Origin of the sequence: uncultured Stenotrophomonas sp., from assembly GCF_963519125.1 — a bacterium.
In the GTDB taxonomy this organism is placed as follows: domain Bacteria; phylum Pseudomonadota; class Gammaproteobacteria; order Xanthomonadales; family Xanthomonadaceae; genus Stenotrophomonas.
The window spans coordinates 95991-118689 of sequence record NZ_CAUQLJ010000010.1; the positions used below are offsets into that span (position 1 = coordinate 95991).

23 protein-coding genes are annotated in these 22699 nt (G+C 67.6%); 16 read left to right on the forward strand and 7 right to left on the reverse strand.

What is annotated here, in order from left to right:
* Positions 1–135 precede the first annotated feature (135 nt).
* The 5 genes from trxB to RYM47_RS10635 all read left to right on the forward strand — a co-directional run bounded on the left by trxB (position 136) and on the right by RYM47_RS10635 (position 3947).
* Positions 136–1107, forward strand: a complete 972-nt coding sequence (gene trxB, locus RYM47_RS10615; protein ID WP_070207995.1) for a thioredoxin-disulfide reductase — start codon at positions 136–138, stop codon at positions 1105–1107.
* Positions 1108–1179: 72 nt separating this feature from the next.
* Positions 1180–2310: a GNAT family N-acetyltransferase gene (locus tag RYM47_RS10620; RefSeq protein ID WP_315387767.1), complete on the forward strand. Its 1131-nt coding sequence runs from the start codon at positions 1180–1182 to the stop codon at positions 2308–2310.
* Positions 2307–3041: a leucyl/phenylalanyl-tRNA--protein transferase gene (gene aat / locus RYM47_RS10625; protein ID WP_315387769.1), complete on the forward strand. Its 735-nt coding sequence runs from the start codon at positions 2307–2309 to the stop codon at positions 3039–3041. Before RYM47_RS10620 ends, aat begins: the two co-directional genes overlap by 4 nt.
* A 103-nt stretch (positions 3042–3144) precedes the next feature.
* Entirely contained in the window at positions 3145–3363 is a 219-nt protein-coding gene (gene infA, locus RYM47_RS10630) for a translation initiation factor IF-1 (protein WP_005409596.1), read from the forward strand.
* Positions 3364–3581: 218 nt separating this feature from the next.
* Positions 3582–3947: a hypothetical protein gene (locus RYM47_RS10635; protein ID WP_315387772.1), complete on the forward strand. Its 366-nt coding sequence runs from the start codon at positions 3582–3584 to the stop codon at positions 3945–3947.
* Positions 3948–4007: 60 nt separating this feature from the next.
* Here the strand turns inward: RYM47_RS10635 and clpA are convergent, their stop codons facing one another.
* Positions 4008–6290, reverse strand: a complete 2283-nt coding sequence (clpA, locus tag RYM47_RS10640; protein WP_070208115.1) for an ATP-dependent Clp protease ATP-binding subunit ClpA — start codon at positions 6288–6290, stop codon at positions 4008–4010.
* 351 nt (positions 6291–6641) lie between these two features.
* On the reverse strand, positions 6642–6971 hold the full coding sequence (clpS, locus tag RYM47_RS10645) for an ATP-dependent Clp protease adapter ClpS (protein WP_070208114.1): 330 nt from the start codon (positions 6969–6971) through the stop codon (positions 6642–6644).
* Positions 6972–7065: 94 nt separating this feature from the next.
* Between clpS and RYM47_RS10650 the strand changes: the two genes are divergently transcribed.
* The 6 genes from RYM47_RS10650 to RYM47_RS10675 all read left to right on the forward strand — a co-directional run bounded on the left by RYM47_RS10650 (position 7066) and on the right by RYM47_RS10675 (position 11361).
* Positions 7066–7530, forward strand: a complete 465-nt coding sequence (locus RYM47_RS10650) for a hypothetical protein (protein WP_315387776.1) — start codon at positions 7066–7068, stop codon at positions 7528–7530.
* Between the two features lies 1 nt (position 7531).
* Positions 7532–7993 (forward strand): NUDIX hydrolase, encoded by a 462-nt coding sequence (locus tag RYM47_RS10655; protein ID WP_315387777.1) that lies wholly within the window; start codon positions 7532–7534, stop codon positions 7991–7993.
* Positions 7990–9129, forward strand: coding sequence for a tRNA 2-thiouridine(34) synthase MnmA (gene mnmA / locus RYM47_RS10660; RefSeq protein WP_315387779.1), 1140 nt, complete (start codon positions 7990–7992; stop codon positions 9127–9129). The genes RYM47_RS10655 and mnmA overlap by 4 nt, the downstream gene beginning before the upstream one ends.
* Positions 9126–9740: a high frequency lysogenization protein HflD gene (hflD, locus tag RYM47_RS10665; RefSeq protein ID WP_315387781.1), complete on the forward strand. Its 615-nt coding sequence runs from the start codon at positions 9126–9128 to the stop codon at positions 9738–9740. The genes mnmA and hflD overlap by 4 nt, the downstream gene beginning before the upstream one ends.
* Before the next feature lie 60 nt (positions 9741–9800).
* Positions 9801–10991, forward strand: a complete 1191-nt coding sequence (locus RYM47_RS10670; RefSeq protein ID WP_315387783.1) for a methyl-accepting chemotaxis protein — start codon at positions 9801–9803, stop codon at positions 10989–10991.
* Positions 10992–11088: 97 nt separating this feature from the next.
* Positions 11089–11361, forward strand: a complete 273-nt coding sequence (locus RYM47_RS10675) for a hypothetical protein (RefSeq protein WP_315387785.1) — start codon at positions 11089–11091, stop codon at positions 11359–11361.
* A gap of 100 nt (positions 11362–11461) precedes the next feature.
* Here RYM47_RS10675 and RYM47_RS10680 read toward each other — a convergent pair whose 3' ends face one another.
* Positions 11462–13936 carry an EAL domain-containing protein gene (locus RYM47_RS10680; RefSeq protein WP_315387786.1) on the reverse strand — a complete coding sequence of 825 codons (2475 nt, stop codon included), beginning with the start codon at positions 13934–13936 and terminating at the stop codon, positions 11462–11464.
* 144 nt (positions 13937–14080) lie between these two features.
* Between RYM47_RS10680 and RYM47_RS10685 the strand changes: the two genes are divergently transcribed.
* Complete coding sequence (locus RYM47_RS10685) at positions 14081–16183, forward strand: PAS domain S-box protein (RefSeq protein ID WP_315387787.1); 2103 nt, start codon at positions 14081–14083, stop codon at positions 16181–16183.
* 4 nt (positions 16184–16187) lie between these two features.
* On the forward strand, positions 16188–17954 hold the full coding sequence (locus tag RYM47_RS10690; protein ID WP_315387789.1) for an EAL domain-containing protein: 1767 nt from the start codon (positions 16188–16190) through the stop codon (positions 17952–17954).
* Positions 17955–17985: 31 nt separating this feature from the next.
* Here RYM47_RS10690 and RYM47_RS10695 read toward each other — a convergent pair whose 3' ends face one another.
* The 4 genes from RYM47_RS10695 to flgA form a co-directional block, all read right to left on the reverse strand.
* On the reverse strand, positions 17986–19227 hold the full coding sequence (locus tag RYM47_RS10695; protein WP_315387791.1) for an ATP-binding protein: 1242 nt from the start codon (positions 19225–19227) through the stop codon (positions 17986–17988).
* A gap of 52 nt (positions 19228–19279) precedes the next feature.
* Positions 19280–19612, reverse strand: coding sequence for a flagellar protein FlgN (locus RYM47_RS10700; protein ID WP_315387865.1), 333 nt, complete (start codon positions 19610–19612; stop codon positions 19280–19282).
* Between the two features lie 2 nt (positions 19613–19614).
* Positions 19615–19917 carry a flagellar biosynthesis anti-sigma factor FlgM gene (gene flgM, locus RYM47_RS10705; RefSeq protein WP_315387792.1) on the reverse strand — a complete coding sequence of 101 codons (303 nt, stop codon included), beginning with the start codon at positions 19915–19917 and terminating at the stop codon, positions 19615–19617.
* 82 nt (positions 19918–19999) lie between these two features.
* Positions 20000–20662: a flagellar basal body P-ring formation chaperone FlgA gene (flgA, locus tag RYM47_RS10710; protein WP_315387793.1), complete on the reverse strand. Its 663-nt coding sequence runs from the start codon at positions 20660–20662 to the stop codon at positions 20000–20002.
* 104 nt (positions 20663–20766) lie between these two features.
* Between flgA and RYM47_RS10715 the strand changes: the two genes are divergently transcribed.
* The 3 genes from RYM47_RS10715 (at position 20767) to flgC (ending at position 22687) form a co-directional block, all read left to right on the forward strand.
* On the forward strand, positions 20767–21711 hold the full coding sequence (locus RYM47_RS10715; protein ID WP_315387794.1) for a chemotaxis protein: 945 nt from the start codon (positions 20767–20769) through the stop codon (positions 21709–21711).
* 169 nt (positions 21712–21880) lie between these two features.
* Complete coding sequence (flgB, locus tag RYM47_RS10720) at positions 21881–22276, forward strand: flagellar basal body rod protein FlgB (RefSeq protein WP_102946870.1); 396 nt, start codon at positions 21881–21883, stop codon at positions 22274–22276.
* A gap of 3 nt (positions 22277–22279) precedes the next feature.
* On the forward strand, positions 22280–22687 hold the full coding sequence (gene flgC / locus RYM47_RS10725; protein ID WP_315387796.1) for a flagellar basal body rod protein FlgC: 408 nt from the start codon (positions 22280–22282) through the stop codon (positions 22685–22687).
* Positions 22688–22699 lie beyond the last annotated feature (12 nt).

Genomic DNA, 22699 nt, shown 5'->3' on the forward strand with positions numbered 1-22699 from the left:
CGAATGCCCTGCTGGCTCACCGCGTTCCGCTGCTCGCCTTGAATCAGCCGCCCCCAGCCGCCACTCTATGACCTGTCTTGGACGCCGGGCAATGCATCGCCAGCGCCCCGCCCCATCATCTCTTTGCGAGTCTACATGAGCAATTCCAAGCCTTCCCGCCACCAGAAGCTGGTCATCCTCGGTTCCGGCCCGGCCGGCTGGACCGCCGCCGTCTACGCCGCGCGCGCCAACCTGAAGCCGGTGGTGATCACCGGCCTGCAGCAGGGCGGCCAGCTGATGACCACCACCGAGGTGGACAACTGGCCGGGCGACGCCCACGGCCTGATGGGTCCGGACCTGATGGCGCGCATGCAGGCCCACGCCGAGCGCTTCGAGACCGAAGTGATCTTCGACCACATCCACACCGCCGACCTGCAGCAGCGCCCGTTCAAGCTGATCGGCGACAGCGCCGAGTACACCTGCGACGCCCTGATCATCGCCACCGGCGCCACGGCCAAGTACCTGGGCATTCCGAGCGAAGAGGCGTTCAAGGGCCGTGGCGTGTCGGCCTGCGCCACCTGCGACGGCTTCTTCTACCGCGACCAGGACGTGGTCGTGGTCGGCGGCGGCAACACCGCCGTGGAAGAGGCCCTGTACCTGTCCAACATCGCCCGCAAGGTCTACCTGGTCCACCGCCGCGACACCCTCAAGGCGGAAAAGATCATGCAGGACAAGTTGTTCGCCAAGGTCGCCCACGGCAAGATCGAAACCGTGTGGCACCACCAGGTCGAAGAAGTGCTGGGCAATGAGGCCGGCGTCACCGGCGTGCGTGTGAAGTCCACCCTGGACGGCAGCACCCGCGACATCGACGCCCACGGCTTCTTCGTCGCCATCGGCCACCACCCCAACACCAGCCTGTTCGACGGCCAGCTGACCATGAACAACGGTTACCTGGACATCCGCTCGGGCCTGGGCGGCAACGCCACCCAGACCTCGGTGGAAGGCGTCTTCGCCGCCGGCGACGTCGCCGACCAGCACTATCGCCAGGCGATCACCTCGGCCGGCTTCGGCTGCATGGCCGCGCTGGACGCCGAGCGTTATCTGGACGCGAAGGGCGAACTGGGCTGAGCCCGTTACACCTGAATCATCCGAAAGACCGGCGTCCAACGCCGGTCTTTTTTTATGCCCTATCCTTTGGGCATGCCCGATACACGCTTTCTTCATCGCCTCGCCGACCTTCCCGCTGCCGACTGGGATGCCCTGCATGACGGGTGCAACCCGTTTGTCAGCCATGCCTTCCTGGCGGGGCTGGAAGAGCACGGCTGCCTTCGGCCGGAGTGGGGGTGGCGGCCGCGCCACTTCACGCTGTGGGAAGGTGGCCAGCTGATCGGCGCGGTGCCGGGCTACCTGAAGGACAACTCGCATGGCGAGTTCGTGTTCGACCATGCCTGGGCCAATGCCTATGCACGGCATGGGCTGGATTACTTCCCGAAGTGGCTCGGCGCGGTGCCCTACTCGCCGGTGACCGGGCCGCGCCTGCTAGCCCGGGATGGCGAATCCGCGAGCATGCTGGTCGATACCCTGCGCGACGAGGTCGGGCGGATGGGCTGGTCGTCGGCACACGTGAACTTCCATCGGGCCGACGACGACGCCGCATTCGAGCCCGAGTGGCTGCTGCGCGAGGACATCCAGTTCCAGTGGTACAACCGCGGCGACTGGACCGACTTCAGCGGCTTCCTGGCCGCGATGGACCACAAGCACCGCAAGAACATCCGTCAGGAACGCGCCAAACTGGCCCGCACCGGCGTCACCTATCGGATCGTGCATGGCGACGAAGCCAGCACCGCCGACCTGCAGGCCATGCACCAGTTCTACCTGCAGACCTTCAGCGAATACGGCAATTCGCCGGCGTTGACGCTGCCCTTCCTGAAACACCTGGCCGAAACGATGCCGCGCCAGCTGGTGATCTTCCTGGCGATGCTGGACGAGCAGCCGGTGGCCGGCGCGCTGTGCCTGCGCGGCGCCGACACGCTGTACGGCCGCTACTGGGGTGGCGCCACCCTGCCCGGCCTGCACTTTGAAACCTGCTACTACCAGGGCATCGAGTACTGCCTGCGCGAAAGCCTGGCGCGGTTCGAACCCGGCGCGCAGGGCGAGCACAAGCTGGCCCGGGGCTTCCTGCCGAGGACGGTGCGCAGCCGCCACTGGATCGGTGAGCCGGCGTTCGCCGAAGCATTGGCCGGCTGGTGCGAACAGGAACGCGCCGACGTGCGCCGCTATGCGGAGGTGCTGGCCGGGCACAGCCCGTTCAAGGAGAGCGACCCGACATGACCCGACACCTGCCGTGGCGGCTGGAAGACCGCTCCGACGCGCCATTTCCGCCGGCCGAAAGCGCTCTTCGCGAGCCGGAAGGGCTGCTGGCGCTGGGCGGCGACCTGACGCCGGTGCGGCTGCTGAACGCCTACGCGAGCGGCATCTTTCCGTGGTTCTCGGAGGGCCAGCCGCTGCTGTGGTGGTCGCCGGACCCGCGCATGGTGTTCCGCACCGATGGCGTGCGCCTGTCGTCACGATTCCGGCGCAGCCTGCGCGGCAGCGGCTGGACCCTGCGCGCGGACACGTGGTTCCGGGAGGTGATCGAGGCCTGTGCGGGCAGCCCGCGACCCGGGCAGGACGGCACGTGGATCACCCGCGAGATGGTCGAGGCCTATGTGGCCCTGCATGCGCTGGGGTACGCCCATTCCATCGAGGTGCTGGACGGCGAGCGGCTGGTGGGCGGTATCTACGGCGTGGCGATCGGCCGGATGTTCTTCGGCGAGAGCATGTTCAGCCAGGAGAGTGGCGGCTCCAAGGTGGCGTTGGCCGGGCTGGCGCGCTACCTGCATCAGCAAGGCTGGCCGCTGATCGATGCGCAGGTTGAAAACGACCATCTACTCAGCATGGGCGCCGAGCATTGGCCCAGGGAGCGCTTTCTTGGGCTGGTGCGGGAGCAGGTACAGGCGCCCGAAGCGCCCGGCAGCTGGAGCGACCGGTTCGGCACGCAGATAGCGGCGTCATTGGGGTGAAACGGGCCGGCGGTTAACGCAAACTTTGCATCCCGGGGCCAACCTGCGTAAAATGCCCGCTCTTAAGGCCAGCTCGGCCGTTTATAGACCTGCACAGGACTACATGTCGAAAGACGACTCCATTGAGTTCGAAGGCACCGTCAGCGAGACGCTGCCGAACACCACTTTCCGCGTTCGACTGGAAAATGGGCATGAAATCATCGCCCACATCTCCGGCCGCATGCGCAAGAACTACATCCGCATCCTGACCGGCGACCGCGTCAAGGTTGAAATGACGCCGTACGACCTGACCAAGGGTCGCATCACCTACCGCATGAAGTAAGCGGCAGGGCGGCTTCTGCGGAAGACGCGTTCAAAGGCCGGCCCTGCGCTGGCCTTTTTGCGTGGGCGCAATTCAGGCTGACTGGGTAGGCCGGGAGTCACCCTGCCTCCCTTCACCCTGACATCAGTCAGCCTGCCTTGATGCAGATTCGCGGCAGCCGGCCAGCGCGCACAGTGGCTCCCGGTCCACTCCGGACCGCTACCGCCTTGGCCCCCGCCATGAAGATCCTGATTCCGCTTTGCCTGTTGATGGTGTCCAGCGTTGTCGGCACGGCGACCGCCCAGACCGCGCCCGCCCCCGCAGGGTCGGACTGCGTTGCGCTGTCCGCCGACCAGCAACTGATCCGCAAGGGCGTTGACCGCAGCATGCTGCTGCGCAGTGGCACCGACCACTACATCGTGCATTTCCAGGGCTCCTGCAGCCAGGCCGCCTTCTCGAAGAAGCTGGCGTTTGAAACGCCCAACAACGAAGGCCAGCTGTGCGGCGCCCGCGCCAGCAAGCTCAGGACCGATTCCGGCAGCTGCGACGTGGCCAGCCTCGAGCCGATCAGCGCCGAATCCTTCGCCAGCCGCGCGCGGCGCTGAGCCCGGAAACGAAGAACGCCCCGTCAGGGGCGTTCTTCAACAACATTTACTGCAGCCCGGTTACTCCACCGTTGCCGGCAGCAACCGCTCCGGCTCGGCCTGGGTTTCCACGAACAGCTCGTCGTCGCGGACGTCGATGCTGACCCGGCCCCCGTTGACCAGCTTGCCGAACAGCAGCTCGTCGGCCAGCGGACGCTTGATCTTGTCCTGGATCACACGGGCCATCGGGCGGGCACCCATCAGCGGGTCGAAGCCGTGGCGGGCCAGCCAGTCGCGCGCGGTCGGCGTGGCCGACAGGCTGACGTGCTTTTCCTGCAGCAGCATTTCCAGCTCGATCAGGAACTTGTCCACCACGCGCAGGATGTGCTCGAAGCCCAGCGGCTGGAACTGCACCACCGCGTCGAGACGGTTGCGGAATTCCGGCGTGAAGCTCTTGCGGATGATCTCCATCGCGTCCGTAGCGTGGTCCTGCCGGGTGAACCCGATCGAACGCCGCGAGGCCTGCGCCGCGCCGGCGTTGGTGGTCATCACCAGCACCACGTTCTTGAAGTTCGCTTCGCGCCCGTTGGTGTCGGTGAGCACGCCACGGTCCATGACCTGCAGCAGGATATTGAAGATGTCCGGGTGGGCCTTTTCCACCTCGTCCAGCAACAGCACGCAGTGCGGGGTCTTGACGATTTTCTCGGTGAGCAGACCGCCCTGGTCGAAACCAACATAGCCCGGGGGCGCACCGATCAGGCGGCTGATCGAATGCGGCTCCATGTATTCGCTCATGTCGAAGCGGACCAGTTCGATGCCCAGCTGCAGCGCGAGCTGCTTGGTCACCTCGGTCTTGCCCACGCCGGTGGGGCCGGCGAACAGGAAGTTGCCGATCGGCTTTTCCGGATTGGCCAGGCCCGAGCGGGCCAGCTTGATCGCCGAAGACAGCGTTTCGATGGCCGGGTCCTGGCCGAAGATCACCATCTTCAGGTTGCGCTCCAGGTGCTGCAGCACGTCCTTGTCGGTGGCGCTGACCTGCTTGGCCGGAATCCGCGCCATCTTGGCCACGATGGTCTCGATTTCCTCGATGTCGATCAGCTCCTTGCGCTCGCCTTCCGGCAGCAGCCGCTGGCGGGCGCCGGCTTCGTCGATCACGTCGATGGCCTTGTCCGGCAGCAGGCGGTCGCCGATATGCTTGACCGACAGGTCCACCGCCGCCTGCAGCGCATCATCGGCGTAGGTCACGCCGTGGTGCGCTTCGTACTTCGGCTTGAGCCCCTGCAGGATCTCGTAGGTTTCGCCCACGGTCGGTTCGACGATGTCGATCTTCTGGAAGCGGCGTGCCAACGCACGGTCCTTCTCGAAGATGCCACGGTACTCCTGGAAGGTGGTCGAGCCGATGCAGCGCAGCTCACCGGAGGCCAGCGCCGGCTTGATCAGGTTGGAGGCGTCCATGGTCCCGCCCGACGCAGAACCTGCACCGATGATGGTGTGGATCTCGTCGATGAACAGCACCGCGTTGGGCATCTTCTTCAGCGCGGTAAGCACGCCCTTGAGGCGCTTCTCGAAATCGCCGCGATACTTGGTACCGGCCACCAGCGCGCCCAGGTCGAGCGAGTAGATCACCGCGTCGGCCAGCACATCGGGCACCGAGCCTTCCACGATCCGCTTGGCCAGCCCTTCGGCGATGGCGGTCTTGCCCACGCCGGCCTCGCCCACGTACAGCGGGTTGTTCTTGCGGCGGCGGCACAGGACCTGGATGGTGCGCTCGATCTCATCGCGGCGGCCGACCAGTGGGTCGATCCGGCCCGCGCGCGCGGCGTCGTTGAGGTTGCTGGCGAATTCGGCCAGGGCGTCGCCCTTGCCTTCGCCGTCGCCACCCTCGGCGCGCCCTTCGGCGTCCGACGACGGCGGCACTTCGCCCTCCTCGCCCAGCTTGGCGATGCCATGGGAGAGGTAGTTGACGATATCCAGCCGGGTCACGTCCTGCTGGTTGAGGTAATACACGGCGTGCGAGTCCTTCTCGCCGAAGATCGCCACCAGCACGTTGGCGCCGGTGACCTCCTTCTTGCCCGAGGACTGCACGTGGTAGACCGCCCGCTGCAGCACGCGCTGGAAGCCCAGGGTCGGCTGGGTGTCGCGGCCGTCATCTTCGGCCAGGCGCGAGACGGAGGCCTCGATGGCCTGCTCCAGTTCCTGGCGCAGGCGCTCGGCGTCGGCGCCGCAGGCCTTGAGCACGGCCTGGGCGGACGGGTTGTCGAGCAGTGCCAGCAGCAGGTGTTCCACCGTCATGAACTCATGGCGGGCCTCACGGGCGCGCTTGTAGCACTGACCGATGGTGTGTTCGAGGTCTTTACTGAACATGTTCTACTCCGGCGGCAGTTGTGAACAATATGCGGCCTACCTGCTCGATTTCCATCATCCTAGCGGATCAGTGCGTTCAGACGGCGTTAGTACTCACGCGGACGCTCCCCAGAGCCCCGGTGCCGTTACCCGAAAGACGCTCGCCGGGGATGGAACCGGCCATGCGGGCCGCGCAATCCGGATGGGCCCGTACCGACGTGTCCCGATCCTATACCGTTCGGAAGAATTCGTAGGTCCGGCCGCTGGCCGGACACCGCGCGCAGCGCGGCTCAAGCGTCCGCAGCCACATGGCCTCGGATGGGACAATCCCACCGACGTTTAGAAACGACCGGAACCGCCCTAAAGGCTCAATTACCCGGCCTTTTCCATCGTGCACAGCAGCGGATGCTGGTTCATGCGCGAAAACTCGTTCACCTGGGCCACCTTCGATTCGGCGACCTCGCGGGTGAATACCCCGCACACCCCACGGCCGCGGGTGTGCACGTTGAGCATCACCTGGGTGGCCTTTTCAAGGTCCATGGAGAAGAAGTGCTGGAGCACGGTCACCACGAAATCCATCGGGGTGTAATCGTCGTTCAACAGCATCACCTGGTAGAACGGCGGCGGCGCGACCTCCGGCCGGGCCGGTTCCAGCGCTACGCCGTGGTCGTGATGGGGGTCTTGGGAGGGCTCGCGGGGCATCGAGACATTATAGCCGCCCGCCCCGCCGGATTGGACGTTGGCCCCCTGCCCCCGTCACAATCCCCGCATGCAACGAGACATTCACAAGGTTTTCATGACATCGACCGCCGCCGCGCTGCTGCTGGCCACCGCCATGTCCGGCGCCCATGCGGCCACGCCGGATCCGTCCATCGGCAAGGTGCTGGACACGCTCAAATACCCCTACGAGATCGACGAGGACGGCGATTACAAGCTGGTGTTCGACGTGGAAGGCGGCCGTACCCAGCTGGTGTTCGTGCGCTCGGCGGTGGAAACGTACGGCCAGCACCGGATCCGCGAGGTCTGGTCGCCCGGTTACAAGGCGGCATCCGGCGCGTTCCCGGCCGAGGTCGCCAACCGCCTGCTGGAGGATTCGCAGGATGCCAAGCTGGGCGGCTGGGTCAAACAGGACACGCTGGCGATGTTCGTGGTGAAGGTGGACGCCAACGCCGGTGCGCAGGCACTGGGCGATGCCATCGAGGCTGCCACGAACACCGCCGATGCAATGGAAGCCGAGCTGACTGGAACGGACGAATACTGACGTGAACGCAGCGCAGGACACCCGCTGGACGCCGCATGTGACCGTGGCCACCGTGGTGGTACGCGACGGGCAGCTGTTGCTGGTGGAAGAAGCCATCGACGGTCGCGCGGTGCTCAACCAGCCGGCCGGCCACTTGGAACCTGGCGAAAGCCTGGCCGCCGCCGCGCTGCGCGAAACCCTGGAAGAAACCGGCTGGACGGTGCGCCTGACCGCGTTCATCGGCACCTACCAGTGGACCGCACCGGACGGCACCCCGTTCCTGCGCTTCGCCTACGCGGCCGAACCGGTCACCCATGACCCGGCGCTGCCGCTGGACACCGGCATCCTGCGTGCGCTGTGGCTGGACCCGGCCCAGCTGCGGGCCGATCCGGCCCGGCTGCGCAGTCCGCTGGTCTGGGAGGTCGTTGCCGACTTCCTGGCCGGGCAGCGCCACCCCCTTTCCATCGTCAAGGAGATCGCATGAGCACCCCGCGCATCATGGTCGGCGTTTCCGGTGGCGTGGACTCGTCGGTCGCGGCCTGGCGGCTGGTCCAGCAGGGCGAGCCGGTGGCCGGGTTGTTCATGCAGAACTGGGCCGATGACGGCAGTGGCGACTGCCGCGCCGAGGACGACCGCCGCGACGCGGTCGCGGTGTGCGGCCTGCTCGACATCCCGTTCCATTTCCGCGACTTTTCCAGCGAATACTGGCAGGGCGTGTTCGAGCACTTCCTGGCCGAGTACGCCGCCGGTCGCACGCCGAATCCGGACGTGCTGTGCAACCGCGAAGTGAAGTTCAAGCACTTCCTGGACGCGGCCCGCGAACTGGGCGCCGAACGCATCGCCACCGGCCACTACGCCCGCGTGGGCAAGATTGGCGGGCACTGGGCGCTGCTGCGCGGCGCCGACCGCAGCAAGGACCAGAGCTATTTCCTGCACCAGCTGGGCCAGGCCCAGCTGGCGGCGACCCTGTTCCCGATCGGCGACCTGCAGAAGAACGACCTGCGCCGGATCGCGCGCGACGCGCGCCTGCCCACGCATGCCAAGAAGGACTCCACCGGCATCTGCTTCATCGGCGAACGCGACTTCCGCGAGTTCCTGGGCCGCTACCTGCCGGCCCGCAGCGGCCAGATCCAGGACCCGGACGGCACGGTGATTGCCGAGCATCCGGGCGTGTTCTATTTCACCCTGGGCCAGCGCGAGGGCCTGAACATCGGCGGCGTGCGCGGCCGCCCGGCAGCGCCGTGGTACGTGGTGGGCAAGGACGTGGCCAGTAACGTGCTGTACGTCGACCAGGACCGCGAAAGCCCATGGCTGCAGTCGACCCGGCTGCACTCGGAGACCGCGCACTGGATCGCCGGCGCCCCGCCCGCGCGGGAGTTCGCCTGCACCGCGCAGACCCGCTACCGCCAGCCCGACGAGCCCTGCACGGTGCGGGTACGCGATGATGGCAGCCTGGACGTGCGCTTCGCCCGACCGCAGCGCGCCGTCACCCCCGGTCAATCCCTGGTGCTGTATGACGACGAGGTCTGCCTGGGTGGCGCGGTGATCGCCGCCACCGACGCGCCGCTGGAACAGCGCCTGCGCACCGCCCCTTCCCCCTTCGAGGTATCTGCTGCATGAGTTTTTCGATCGACGACCGCGTCCTTGCCTTGGCTGGCATCGCCCAGGCGCTGCAGCAGGTGCGCCGCATCGCCGAAACCGGCCATTCCGAGGCCAGCGTGGTCCGCACCGCGATCGACAGCGTGTTCCGGATCGACGCCGACAGCCCGCAGGCCGTTTACGGCAGCGCGGCCAACGTGGCGCCGGGCCTGCGCCTGCTGCACAACTATTTCCGCAGCCAGGGCCAGGACGAGATCCTGCCGCGGCTGGCGCTGGCGGTACTGCAGCTGGAGCGCCGCTTCGTGCGCGAGCACGCGGTGGTCGAGCAGGTCAGCCAGGGTATCGCCCGCGCGCGGCGCCAGGCGCTGGAACTGAACGACAGTGCCCACCCGGATGTCCTCGGCAGCCTGGGCGGCCTGTATGCCGACACCATCAGCCACCTCAAGCCGCGCGTGATGGTACAGGGCAACCCGCACTACCTGGGCCAGGCGGGTGTGGTGGCCGAGATCCGCGCGCTGCTGCTGGCGGCGGTGCGCTCTGCGGTGCTGTGGCGCCAGACCGGCGGCCAGTACTGGGACTTCCTGATCTCGCGCAAGGCGATGATCGACGCGGTGGATCGCCAGTTGCGGTAAACGCTAAAGCTCCGGGGGGCACGGCCGATACATTCTCCGTGCACCTCCCCGAGAACGTTTATGTACTCACGCCTTTTCGCTAGTCTGGCCGCCCCGCTGGTCCTGACCCTGCTGCTTCCCTTCGCCATCGGCCTCGGCTGGCCGGCGGCCCTGACCTGGGCCATCCTGACCACGATGACGCTCAGCTGGCTGGGCTTCGCCTGGTGGACCGTCCGCGCCCAGGCCCAGCGTTCGCCCGAACATGCCCGCATGATGCGCGAACAGGACCAGCTGCTGACCGAGCTGCGCACCTTCGTCGGCAACGAGATCGACGGTTCGCGCGGCGAGATCGAACGCGCCCGTGACCTGATCCGCCAGGCGGTAGCCGGCCTGGGCGGCAGTTTCGACGCCATGAACCGCAAGTCGCGCCAGCAGAGCCAGGCATTGGCCCGCATCGTCGACCGTGCCGGTGAAGACGGCGGCGCCGGCGTCGACGTGGCCCGCTTCGCCCAGCACGCCAGCCAGCGCATGGAGCAGCTGGTGGAAGCGCTGGAGCAGGTGAGCGGCCAGAGCAGCACCACCGTGCAGCACATCGACCAGATGGCGCAGCACCTGGACGGCATCTTCTCGCTGCTGGAGGACGTCAAGTCGATCGCCGACCAGACCAACCTGCTGGCGCTGAACGCGGCCATCGAAGCGGCCCGTGCCGGTGAAGCCGGCCGCGGCTTCGCGGTGGTCGCCGACGAAGTACGCAACCTGTCCGAGCGCTCGACCACCTTCAACGAACAGATCCGCAAGCTGGCCCACAGCTCCAAGGACGCCATCGCCAAGGTCCGTGAAACGGTCTCCAACATGGCCTCGCGCGACATGGACCGCTCCCGCGAAGCGCGCCACGAAGCGGCGGCAATGCTGGACAACGTGGCCCAGATCAACGCCTCGCTGGGCGACGGCATGCGCGAGATCTCCGAGTGCGGCCGCGCCATCGACAGCAGCGTCGCCGAAGCGGTGCGCGCCCTGCAGTTCGAAGACATCGCCACCCAGGCCCTGGGCGGCGTGCACACCCACCTGGACCGCCTGACCTCGATCAACCGCGAAGCGGTGGGCCTGCAGGAACTGCTGCACAGGAATGGCGGCGTGTTCGACGCCGAAGTGGCCACTGCCCTGCAGCGCACCGGCAACCGCCTGCGCGACATGCGCAGCGAGTGGGAGCGCCCACCGCACAAGCCGGTGAGCCAGCAGAGCATGGCCGCCGGTGCGGTGGAGCTGTTCTGATTGATGTGGGTTGCCGGCAACGGCGAAACGCGAAGCCCCGGCAGTGCCGGGGCTTTCGTGTGTGTGACCTTCCCGTCTTTGTGTAGATGATTGACCGATGCTGTTGAACACCGATCCCCATCACGTAATGCCAGGCGGCGCGAGCGATGCGCCTGCCGACGTGCCCCGCCCTGCCCCGGCGCCGGTGGCGCCGCAAAGCGGGCGGGCATTGCTGACGGTCCTGGAACAGATGGCGCAGGCGGAATTGGTGGGGATGATGGGCGCGACGGTATCCGAACGGCCCCTGGATCCAGCATTGGCTTTGCTCGGATGGGACATGGGCCTGTCCGGAGCCGATATTGCGGGCTCTGTATCTACGAACGTGACGTAACAATTCGTGGTCAACCGCGCCCAGCGCGGCTCGAGAGCCGCCGGGCAGAGCCCGGCGCTACGGCGCCGCGCGGATCAGTCCCCGTGCGTGCGCGTTTTGTTTACGGAGAAACCGGAATCCGCGCGGCATCCACCGCGGTCGCGGGCAACGACAATTGCCCCTGCGCCCCACCCTGCCGCAACCATTGCGCCAGGTCCCGCGGGGTCAACGGCCGGGAATACAGGTAGCCCTGTATTTCATCGCAGCCCTGGCGGCGCAGCATCGCCTCTTCCTGCTCGGTTTCCACGCCCTCGGCCACCACCTTCATGCCCAGGGCATGGCCCAGGTGCACGATCGCCTGGGTTACCTCGGCGGTACCGGTGTCGTGCAGCATGCCCTGCACGAAGCTGCGGTCGATCTTCAGGCGGCCGACCGGGAAACGGTTGAGGTAATGCAGGTTGGAGAACCCGGTGCCGAAGTCGTCCACCGCCAACGGCACGCCGTGCCGTTCCAGCACGTCGAAACAATGCCGCAGCACGTCGGTGTCGCGGATCAATGCCGATTCGGTCAGTTCCAGCTCCAGCCGCTGCGGCGGCCAGCCGTGCGCATGGCAGGTGTCGATCACCCGTTCGGCAAAGCCCCGGTCGCGCAGCTGCACGGCCGATACATTCACCGCGATACGGTCGAACTGCAGGCCGGCGCGGTCCCACGCCGCTGCCTGGCGGCAGGCCTCGGCCAGCACCCAGTCGCCGATCCGCACGATCTCGCCGCACTTCTCGGCAATCGGTATGAACTCCGCCGGGCTGCAATAGCCGATGCCCGGGCGATGCCAGCGCAGCAGCGCCTCGATGGCCGGCGGTTGGTCGTGCGCGGCGTGCAACAGCGGCTGGTAGGCCAGGCTGAACTCTTCGCGCTCGATCGCGCCCAGCAACGCGTGCTCGATCTCCAGCCTACGCTGGATCCGCAGCAGGGCGTCCTGGCTGTAATACTGGTAGGTGTTGCGCCCGGCTTCCTTGGCCGCGTACATCGCGGCATCGGCGGCACGCAACAGCGTATCGAAATCGCCGTGTTCGTCATCCAGCATCGCAATGCCCACGCTGGCGCCCACCTTCAATGTGGTGTCGCCACGCTGCAGCGGTTCGGCCAGCGAGGCGATCAGCTTGCGCGCCACGTGGCCGGCATCTTCCGGGTCGGCCAGGTCGCGCAGCACCACGATGAACTCGTCGCCATTGAAGCGGCCGAACAGGTCGGCAGTGCGCAGGTTCTGGTGCAGCCGCGCTGCCGCGGCCTTGAGCAGCGCGTCGCCGGTGGCGTGGCCGAAGGTGTCGTTGATGGTCTTGAAGCCGTCCAGGTCGATGAAGAGCATCGCCAGGGCCGCGCCGCGGTCCCGCGCTTCTTCGATGGCGTCGGCGGTCTGCTCGCGCAGCAGCATGCGGTTGGGCAGGCCGGTGAGCAGGTCGTAATGGGCCAGCAGCTCGATCCGCTCGCTGGCTTCGCGCTCGCGGGTGATGTCACGGAACAGCACCACGTAGCGGGTCGGCAGGCCGTCGCGGTGGTCCAGTTCGATCAGCACCTGGACCCAGACACGCAGGCCGGACTGGCGGTAGAAGCACAGGTCCAGCTGTTCGGGCAGGCCACCGGCCGCGATCCGCGCCAGCGCCGCCTCGAAGGCGTCGCGCGAGTCCTGGGTGTACAGCGCCAGGGCCTGATCGAGGGTAATGGGCTCCTTGCGCAGGCCGTGGATGCGGTAGCACTCCTCGGTCCATTGCGTGTGCCGGGTGAGCACGTCGATTTCGCAACCGCCGATCCGGCCGAGGGCCGAGACGCGGTTGAGCAGTTCGGTGCGCCAGCGGATCAGCGCGTCGGTCTGGTGCTGTTCGGTGATGTCCTGGACCTGGCCCAGCACGCGCTGGATGTGCCCGTCCGGGCCCTGCAGCGGTTGCAGCCACAGCCGCAGGTGCAGCGTGCCATCGGCACCCCGTGGCAGCTCCAGGGCCAGCATGCTCGGCTTGCCGTCGCGCAGCATACGCCGCCACGCCTGTCGCAGCAGGCCACGCGACCGCGGTTCCAGCCGCCGCAACCAGTGCCGGCGGCCGCCCAGCGGCGCATCGCCCGCGCCAAGCAGCGCCCGGAACTCCGGCGACCACCAGAACTGGCGGCTTTCCGGGTCCCACGACCAGCTGCCCATGCTGGCGATCCGCTGGGCTTCGCGCAGCTGCACCTGCTGCTCGAGCAGCAGGGCTTCCATCTGCGCCTGCGACTGCAGGTCGGTCGCACTGCTGCGGCGTTCCGCAGCGACCGGCTCGGGCACGCTCAGGGTGAACGCCAGCAGGTTGCCGTCGATGTCATGCACCGCGCGCATCCAGCCGTCGAAGCAGCCGTGCGGTCCGCCCGGCAATGGGCAGGGCACCAGGCCGCCGTCGGCGGCCAGCAGGCGCAGGTCCTCGAGCAGCTCGCCATAGGCCGCCACCGTGGCCGGCAACCCGACCTCGCGCGCGGCCGGGTTGGCCGCCAGCGGGCGCCCGCTCCGGTCCAGGATCACCAGGGCCGACGCCAGGGGGTGCTGCAGCAGACTCGCGATGATGCCTTGGTCCACGCGGTATGACTCCGATAACGCACCCGACAGCCGGGAACGTAATCGTTAGCGGCGGATGCGGCCGATAGTTGAGTGCCGCGTGCGCCAGAGGGGCCGCACCTACTACTATGGACCGCCCCTTCGACCCCGGACCTGTCGCGCCCCATGCCAGTCGCCCCGCCCGGCCCGCCTGCCCAGCACCGTCGTGACCACCCGCTCGCCCGCGCGCTGCGCCGCGACCGCTGGCGGGTGGTGCTCGGCTACCTGGTGCTGGCGCTGGTCTGGATCCTGTGCAGCGACGCCGCCGTGCAGGTGCTCACCGCTGACCTGGGCACCGCCGCGCGCTGGCAGACCGCCAAGGGCGCCTTCTTCGTCATCCTCAGCGGCGCCGTGATCTACCTGCTGCTGCGCCCGCTGGCGCACCACGTACTGCAGACCCACCTGCAGCTGGAACACTCCGAGCAGCGCCACCGCCAGCTGTTCGAAGGCAATCCGGGGCCGATCCTGGTCTACGACCTGGACACGCTGGAGATCCTGGACGTCAACCCAGCTGCCTGCAGCCTGTTCGGATGGACCCGTGAGGAATTCACCGCGCTGCCGATGACCGCGCTGTGGCCGCCTGGCGATGAGCCCGCGCTGGCCGCCAAGCTCGAGCAGATCCGGGCCCAGCCCGGGCAGCTCTGCGAGATCACCGCCGACCTGCAGCTCAAGGACGGCACGGCGCGCAGCATCGAGATGCGCAGCAACTACCTGGATTACGCCGGGCGCCCGGCACGGCTGCTGATAGCCATCGACCGCACCCGCGAGGACCAGGCGCTGCGTCGCCGCGACCAGGCCCTGACCCGGGTCGAGGAAGCGCACGAAATGGCGCGGATCGGTGCCTGGGAAGTAGACCCGGCCACCGGCATGGGCCGCTACTCCAACCAGGTCTACCAGCTGCTGGGCCGGCGCCCACCCGAGGCGCGGCGCTGGCACCGCTTCGAGGAGCTGCTGGTGCCGGCCGACCCGGCCACCGCCGCGCTCACCGAACAGCTGCTGCAGGACATGCGCGGCGAGCAGGTGCAGATCGACGTGTTGCTGCCGCTGCTGGCCATGGACGGTCGCGCGCTGATGGTGCACCTGCGCGCCGAGCAGGGCAGCGACGACGCCGGCCGCCCGTTGGTGGTCGGCACCTTGCAGGACGTGACCGAACGCGAACAGTCGCGACGCCTGCTGCGCGAACGCGAAGAGCAGTTCCGCGAACTGGTGCGGGTGCTGCCCGACGGCGTGGTGATCCTGTCCGAGGAGCACGTGCTGTACGCCAACGCCTGCGCCGCCGCGCAGTTCGGCTACGGCCAGCACACCCTGCTCGGCGAGCCGCTGGCGGCGCTGGTCGTGGCCGGCGACCTGGCCAGGGTGCGCGCGCAGCTGTTCGCCAGCATTCCGCTCCCCAGCAGCGGCAGCGAGGTGGTCGGCATGCGCCGGCTGGATGGCGTGTGCTTCCAGGCCGGTCTGGCGGCGGGCGACGTGCGCTACGGCGGGCGCAACTGCAAGCTGCTGATCGTGCGCGACCTCAGCGAGCCCGAGCGCATCCGGGAGGCGCTGGAAACGAGCAACCGCGAGCTGCAGGCCATGGCCGGGCGGCTGTTCTCGCTGCAGGAGGATGAACGCCGGGCAATCTCGCGCGACCTGCACGACGACATCGGCCAGGCGATCACTGCGATGAAGCTTTCCGCGTACGCGGCGCAGGACGAGAGCGACCCGCAGCGGCGCGGCGAGGACCTGGAGCAGATCATCCAGCTGGCCGACACTACCGTGGGCAAGCTGCGCGACATCTCGACCCTGCTGCGCCCGCCGCAGCTGGACGCGCTCGGCCTGGAAGCCGCGTTGCGCTGGCAGGCCGGAGTACTGTTCCGTTCCTCGCCAATCGAGCTGCTGGCCGACATCGACGCGCTGCCGCGCCGGCCGCAGGGCGACATCGAGCAGGCCTGCTTCCGCATCGCCCAGGAAAGCCTGACCAACGTGCTGCGCCACGCGCGTGCCAGCCAGGTGCATCTCAAGCTGCACGACGTGCACGACCACGGCCTGCACCTGCAGATCCGCGACGATGGCGAAGGGTTCGACCCGGACGGCCCGCGCGGATTGGGCCTGATTGTGATGCGCGAACGCGCGCAGAGCGCCGGCGGCACCCTCAAGATCGAGTCGGCGCACGGCGCCGGCACCCTGGTCGACCTGTTCCTGCCCTACGGCGGCGACAGCCTGGCCACCCCCGACACATTGGAACACTAGCGTTATGTGGAACCCTTCCCTGCCCCTGGTCAGCATCGAGGACGCACCGCCGCGCCTGGGCGCCGGAAACCCCGAACTGCAGGCCATGGTGGCCGAGGCTGCGTCGGGCGGCACGCCGCTGATGCTGATGCACGTGGACATCGACCACTTCGCCTCGGTCAACGAGAACATGAGCGCCGAAGTCGGCGACCAGGCGCTGGTGCTGGTGGCGCAGCGCCTGCAGCACCACCTGCGTGGGCGCGGCGCGCTGTGGCGGCATGGCAGCGATGAGTTCCTGATCGCCGTGCCGCGCGCGGCCGACATGCCGCTGCCCGATGACCTGGCCGAAGAAATCCGCCAGCAGCTCGAGCTGCCCCTGTCGGTGTTGCCGTATACGTTGTTCATGACCGGCAAGCTGGGCGTCAGCCTGTGCCCGGAGCACGCCACCGACGTGTCGCGGTTGCTCGACCACGCCGAGGATGCGCTCTACCAGGCCGCGCGCGAGGGCGGCAACGCGGTCCGCATCCATGCGGTCAACACGCCGTCGAGCGCGCACAGCGAGAGCATCATCGCCCGGCAGATCGTGGACGCCATTCCCAATGGCGAGCTGAAGCTGCGTTACCAGCCGCTGGTCAGCGCCCGCGATGGACACGTGGTGGGCATGGAAGCGCTGCTGCGCTGGCAGTCGCCGACCCTGGGGATGCTGGTGCCGGAGCGCTTCATGCGCACCGCCGAACGGCTGGGCATCATCGTGCAGATCGGCACCTGGGTGCTGGAAGGCGCGTTGAAGCAGGCTCGACTGTGGCGCGACCAGGGTTTCGATGACTTCAGCATTGCGGTGAATGTCTCGACCCTGCAGCTGCTGCGCCCGAACTTCTTCGCCGAGGTGATGTCGCTGATGCAGGCGGCCGGTGTACCGGCGCACATGCTGACGCTGGAAATCAACGAAAGCGCGCTGACCAACAACGTCAATTTCGTGCACGAAACGCTGGTGAACCTGCGCAACGAAGGCATCAGCCTGAGCCTGGACAATTTCGGTACCGGCGACTCCAGCCTGAGTGCACTGGTGCGTTACCCGGTGGACAAGCTGAAGATCGACCGCAGCTTCATCAAGAGCGCGCCGGCCGGCAACCGCGAGGCGGCGATCGCACGCGCGATCATTGCCATGGGCCACCAGCTGGGCATGACCGTGATCGCCAACGGGGTCGAATCGCAGGCGCAGCTGGGCTTCCTCCGCCGCAACGACTGCGACGTGTTCCAGGGCTACCTGTTCGGGGAACCGATGTCGGCCGACGCGGCCGGAATGACGCTGCGCCGCCGCTACCTGCGCCCGGAGGCATTCGCCGAGACCCGCCCGGACCGGACCCTGCTGCTGCTGGACGATGAAGAGAACGTGCTGCGCTCGCTGGTACGCCTGTTCCGGCGCGACGGCTACCGGATCCTGGCGGCGGGCAACGTGCGCGACGCGTTCGACCTGCTGGCGATCAACGACGTACAGGTGATCCTGTCCGACCAGCGCATGAGCGACATGAGCGGCACCGAGTTCCTGGGCCGGGTGAAGATGCTGTACCCCGACACGATCCGGCTGGTGCTGTCCGGGTATACCGATCTGAACACCGTCACCGACGCGATCAACCGCGGCGCGATCTATCGTTTCCTGACCAAGCCGTGGAACGACGACGAACTGCGCAAGCACATCCACCAGGCGTTCCGCACGCATGAGGAACAGCGTCGCGCTAATACCGCTCCACCGGTGGCTGCTCCGGACGTATCCGGATCTCCGGACGCCTGAGCCGTAGTGCCGGGCTCTGCCCGGCAACGCATCAACGCGGTTGTTTGATCGGCAGGACCAGGCGGAAGGTCGAGCCCACGCCCGGGGTGCTGTCGAGGTCGATGCGGCCGTGGTGCTTGTTGATGATGCTGTAGGAAATGGACAACCCCAGACCCGTTCCACTCCCCACCGGCTTGGTGGTGAAGAACGGGTCGAAAATCCGCTGGCGCAGCTCCGGCGAGATGCCGCCGCCGGTGTCTTCGAATTCCACCCACACATTCTCACCATCCACGCCGGTGCGCACGGTGATCGTGCCGCGTTCGGCGATGGCGTGGCCGGCGTTGAGCAGCAGGTTCATGTAGACCTGGTTGAGCTCGGACGGCAGGCATTCCACCAGCGGCAGCTGGCCGAATTCGCGCTTGAGTTCCGCCTTGTACTTCAGCTCGTTCCAGATGATGTTGATGGTCGACTCCAACCCGGCGTGCAGGTCGACCAGCTTCCACGACTCGTCCCGGCCCGAATACGAGAAGTCCTTCAGGTCGCGCACGATCCGGGTCACCCGCTCGATGCCTTCGCGCGATTCGGCCATCAGCTGCGGCAGGTCGCGGCTGATGAAGTCGATGTCGAAGCGGGTACGGATGTCGTCGATTTCCGGAATCAACGCCTTCGGGTCCGGCGCACGCAGGGCGCGTTCGTAGGCTTCGATCACGGTGAACAGGCTGCGCAGGTATTCCTGCAGGCTGCCCAGGTTCGAATGCACGTAGCCGATGGGGTTGTTGATCTCATGCGCCACGCCTGCCGCCAGCTGACCGATCGAGGCCATCTTTTCGGACTGCAGCAGCTTTTCCTGGGTGCCGTTCAATCGCAGGTACGCCTGGCGCAGCTCGGCGTGGCGCTGCTGCAGTTCGCGTTCGTAGTCTTCCTGGCCTTCGATGCGGCGGAACAGTGCCAGATAGTGGCGGCGGCCGGCATCTTCCTGTTCGTACAGGTGCACGATGACCATGCGCTCGCCCACCGGCAGGCTGCCGTTCCAGTGGCCGTGCTGGCGGGCGTGCTCCATCGCATCGGGCGGCAGCAGTTGCCGCAGCCACTGCGCCGGGTCGAGTCCGGTGCTGGATCCGGCGTCGCCATCGGTTTCGGCCTGGCCGAGCATCGCCCGCACCGTCGCATTGGCCACGGCCACGGTACCGTCTTCGCGGAACAGCAGCACGCCTTCATTGATGCGCTCGAACAGCGCAAGCAGGACCGGCTGCGGCGGCAGCGGTGCGGTGACAAACGTAGAGGACAGGGTCACGGTCAGATCAGGGCCGCTGGAACAGAGCGCCCACTATATCCGTGTTGACCGCTCAGGCGACCGCGAGCGGGCGCCGGGTATGCAGCGTGCTGGACTGGCCCTTGGCGTCATACGCCGAGGATTCTTCGCTGCGGCCCAGCTGGCGCAGCGCCCAGTTGACCTCGCGGCGGCGGCGCGAGAGCAGCACGCCGTTGGCGCGGTTGCGCTCGGCCAGCTCCTGCAGGCGCTCGTTCTGCCCCACCGGCAGCACCTGCTCCAGCGCACGCAACGCGTCGAGCTTGGCACTGGTGGCACGGATCAGCGACTGCACGTCGTGCTCAACCAATGCCTGGCGTTCAACGTCCAGGGCATCACTGAGGCGCTGCAGCGGCTCGCTCATGGCCAGCTTCATCCCTGCAGCTGCTGGTCCAGCTCGAGCATGCGCGAGGCGATCGCGTCCGGATTGATCTTGTAGGTGCCATTCTGCAGCGACTCGCGCACGGCCTGCACGCGGCCGGCGTCGATGGCCGGGGCGGTGCTCAGCTCGCGCTGCATCGCCTGCAGGCTGGTGGCTTCGCCGGTCAGCCGCAGGCTGTCGGCAGCTTCCACCGGGCGCGCCGGGGCATCGGTGCTCACGCTGGGCTTGTTCCCCGGCGCAATGCTGCGCAGAAGGGTGGGCGCCTGCAGGTTGCCGTCGATTTTCTGGCTCATGGTGATGTCCTGGGAGTTACGGTTCACAAGGGATAACGGCACCACGGCCGCCATCTTTAGGAAAATTTACGGGTCGCAGTGGTCAGCGCGTCACAATTACGTCGCCGGAAGCCGCCACCGTACCCTGTACCACCTTGCGTGACGACAGATTCTCGACCGACACGCGTTCATTTTCACCGGCATCGGCCAACGCCTTGCCGGCCACGCGGACCTCGACCCCGCCATAGCGGGAGACCAGGGCTACGCTGTCGCCGCGGCGGATGAGACGCTGGGCGACCAGATCATTGGCTGACAGCAGGCTGCCGGCACTCAGCGTGCGCCGCGCCACCCGCCCCACCGCCACGGCCGGGTCGGCCAGGGCGGCACCGGCGATACGGGCCACGTCACGCTGTGCAGTGGTGATATCGGCCGCGCTCAGGGTTTCTCCAGCGGCAACCCCACGATTGAGGATCAGCACCGGCTGGTTGCGCCGCACCTTCACCGGGACGAACAGGCGCCAGCCGCCGGCGTCCGGGCAGCTGACCTCCACCGTGGTGGTGCCGGTGGGCTGCGCCACCAGCCCCTGGCCGCAGGCCGGCAGCCGCAGGGCCGAGTCCAGCGTGGTGTCACCCTCGCTGCCGGCCGGCAGCGTGGACAGGGCGGCGGCGCGGATGCTTTCCACCGGCTGCCAGCCACCCGCGGCATGCACCGGCGCGGCGGCCAGCGCGGCGGCGGCGATCAGCAGGGCGAGGCTATAGATACGCATGGCGGCTCCGGGTGCAGGCATTGCGCAACGTCATGCAAGCGCCGTGCCGTTGCGACCTTCCGCGCAGCCCTCAAGGGAATGCCGGTGGCGCCGATACCGTCTCCATGTCACATGACCTGCTCAACCGCATCGACCAGCGCACGCGCCTGGCTGGCCACAACCGCCTCGCCCTGCTGTTGTTCCGCCTTGGCGGACGTCAGCTTTTTGGCGTGAACGTGTTCAAGGTGCAGGAAGTCCTGCGCCGCCCGGACCTGTTCCAGGTACCCGGCCTGCCCGGCCAGTTCGCGGGCGTGGCCGACGTGCGCGGCCGTTCGGTGCCGGTGCTGGACCTGGGCCTGGCGATCGGCCACCCCGAGCGCGAGCCGGACGCGGACAAGGCCCCGGGCTACCTGGTGGTGACCGAATTCAACCGTTCGATCCAGGGCTTCCTGGTCAGCGGCGTGGAGCGGATCGTCAACATTGCGGTGGAAGACATCCACCCGCCGCCGGAGCTGGGCGCCGAATCGAGCTACCTGACCGCCGTCACCCGCTTCCAGGGCGAGCTGATCCAAGTGATCGACGTGGAAAGCGTGCTGGCCGACATCGCCCAGGTGCGTGGCGAGGCGGTGCTGGACCCGTCCATGGCGCTGTCGCCCGATGGCCCGCAGCTGCAGGTGCTGGTGGTGGACGACTCACGCGTGGCCCGCCAGCAGATCCGCAGCGTGCTGGACCAGCTGGGCGTGGGCGCCACCCTGCTCTCGGACGGCAAGCAGGCGCTGGACCACCTGCTGCAGATCCATGCCGCCGGCGAGAACCCGGCCGAGCGGTACGCCATGGTCATTTCGGACATCGAAATGCCGGCCATGGACGGCTACACCTTGACGACGGAAATCCGTCGCCACCCGGGCCTGGCCGGGTTGTACGTGCTGCTGCACACCTCCCTCTCGGGCGTATTCAACAACGCCATGGTCGAACGGGTGGGCGCGAACGCGTTCGTGGCCAAATATTCCCCGCATGAATTGGCCGATTTCGTCCTCGACCGCCTCCGAAAGGTCGCCGAGGCGGCATAACGCCGCGTTGATGGAACCCCGATCCCCGTCTGGGGAAGAGCCCCCTTCTTGTTGAAGGGGGCGCGCCAACGGCGCGGGGTTAAGGAAGAATGCCCAACCAATGACCGCAGCATGCGGTCATTGGCACGCCGCTTGCACCCTCCCCCACATCGTCCCGTGGGAGAGCGCCGTGCCCAACCTGATTTCCGACTATCTGGGTGTCCATGCCCAGGCCATGCCGTTGCGCGAGCAGCGCATGAAGCTGATCGCCAGCAACCTGAGCAATGCCGACACCCCCGGCTACAAGGCCCAGGACCTGGACTTCGACGCTGCCCTGCGCAACGCCCAGGGCGCCGACAGCAACGGCCTGATGCGCACCACCAGTGAGCAGCACTTCCTCACCGGGAACGGCCTCAACCCGTTCCAGATCACCAAGGAAGGCGTGCAGCCCAGCATCGACGGCAACACCGTCGACCCGGACGCCGAACGCGCCGCCTACGGCCGCGCCGCGCTGGAATACCGCGCCTCGCTGAGCTTCGTCGAATCCAAGGTGCGCTCCATGCTCACCGCGATCACGGGGCAATAAGCCATGAGCAACCTGCCCATTTTCGACATCGCCGGCTCCGCGCTGCAGGCGCAGTCCGTGCGCATGAGCACCCTGGCCTCCAATCTGTCCAACGCGGACACCGTGGCCGGCTCGGCCGACGCGGTGTACAAGCCGCTGGAACCGATCTTCCAGGCGGTGACCAGCCGCACCGACCCGAACATGACCACGGTGCAGGTCAAGGAGATCAGCCAGAGCAACGCTGCGCCGATCAAGCGCTACGAACCCGGCCACCCGCTGGCCGACGGCGACGGCTACATCTACCAGGCCGACGTCGACCCGGTCGCGCAGATGGTCAACCTGATCTCGACCTCGCGCAATTACCAGGCCGGCGTGGAGATGCTGACCACCGCCAAGGAACTGGCCCTGGCCACCCTGACCATGGGCCGCTGAGGCCCGCAGCAC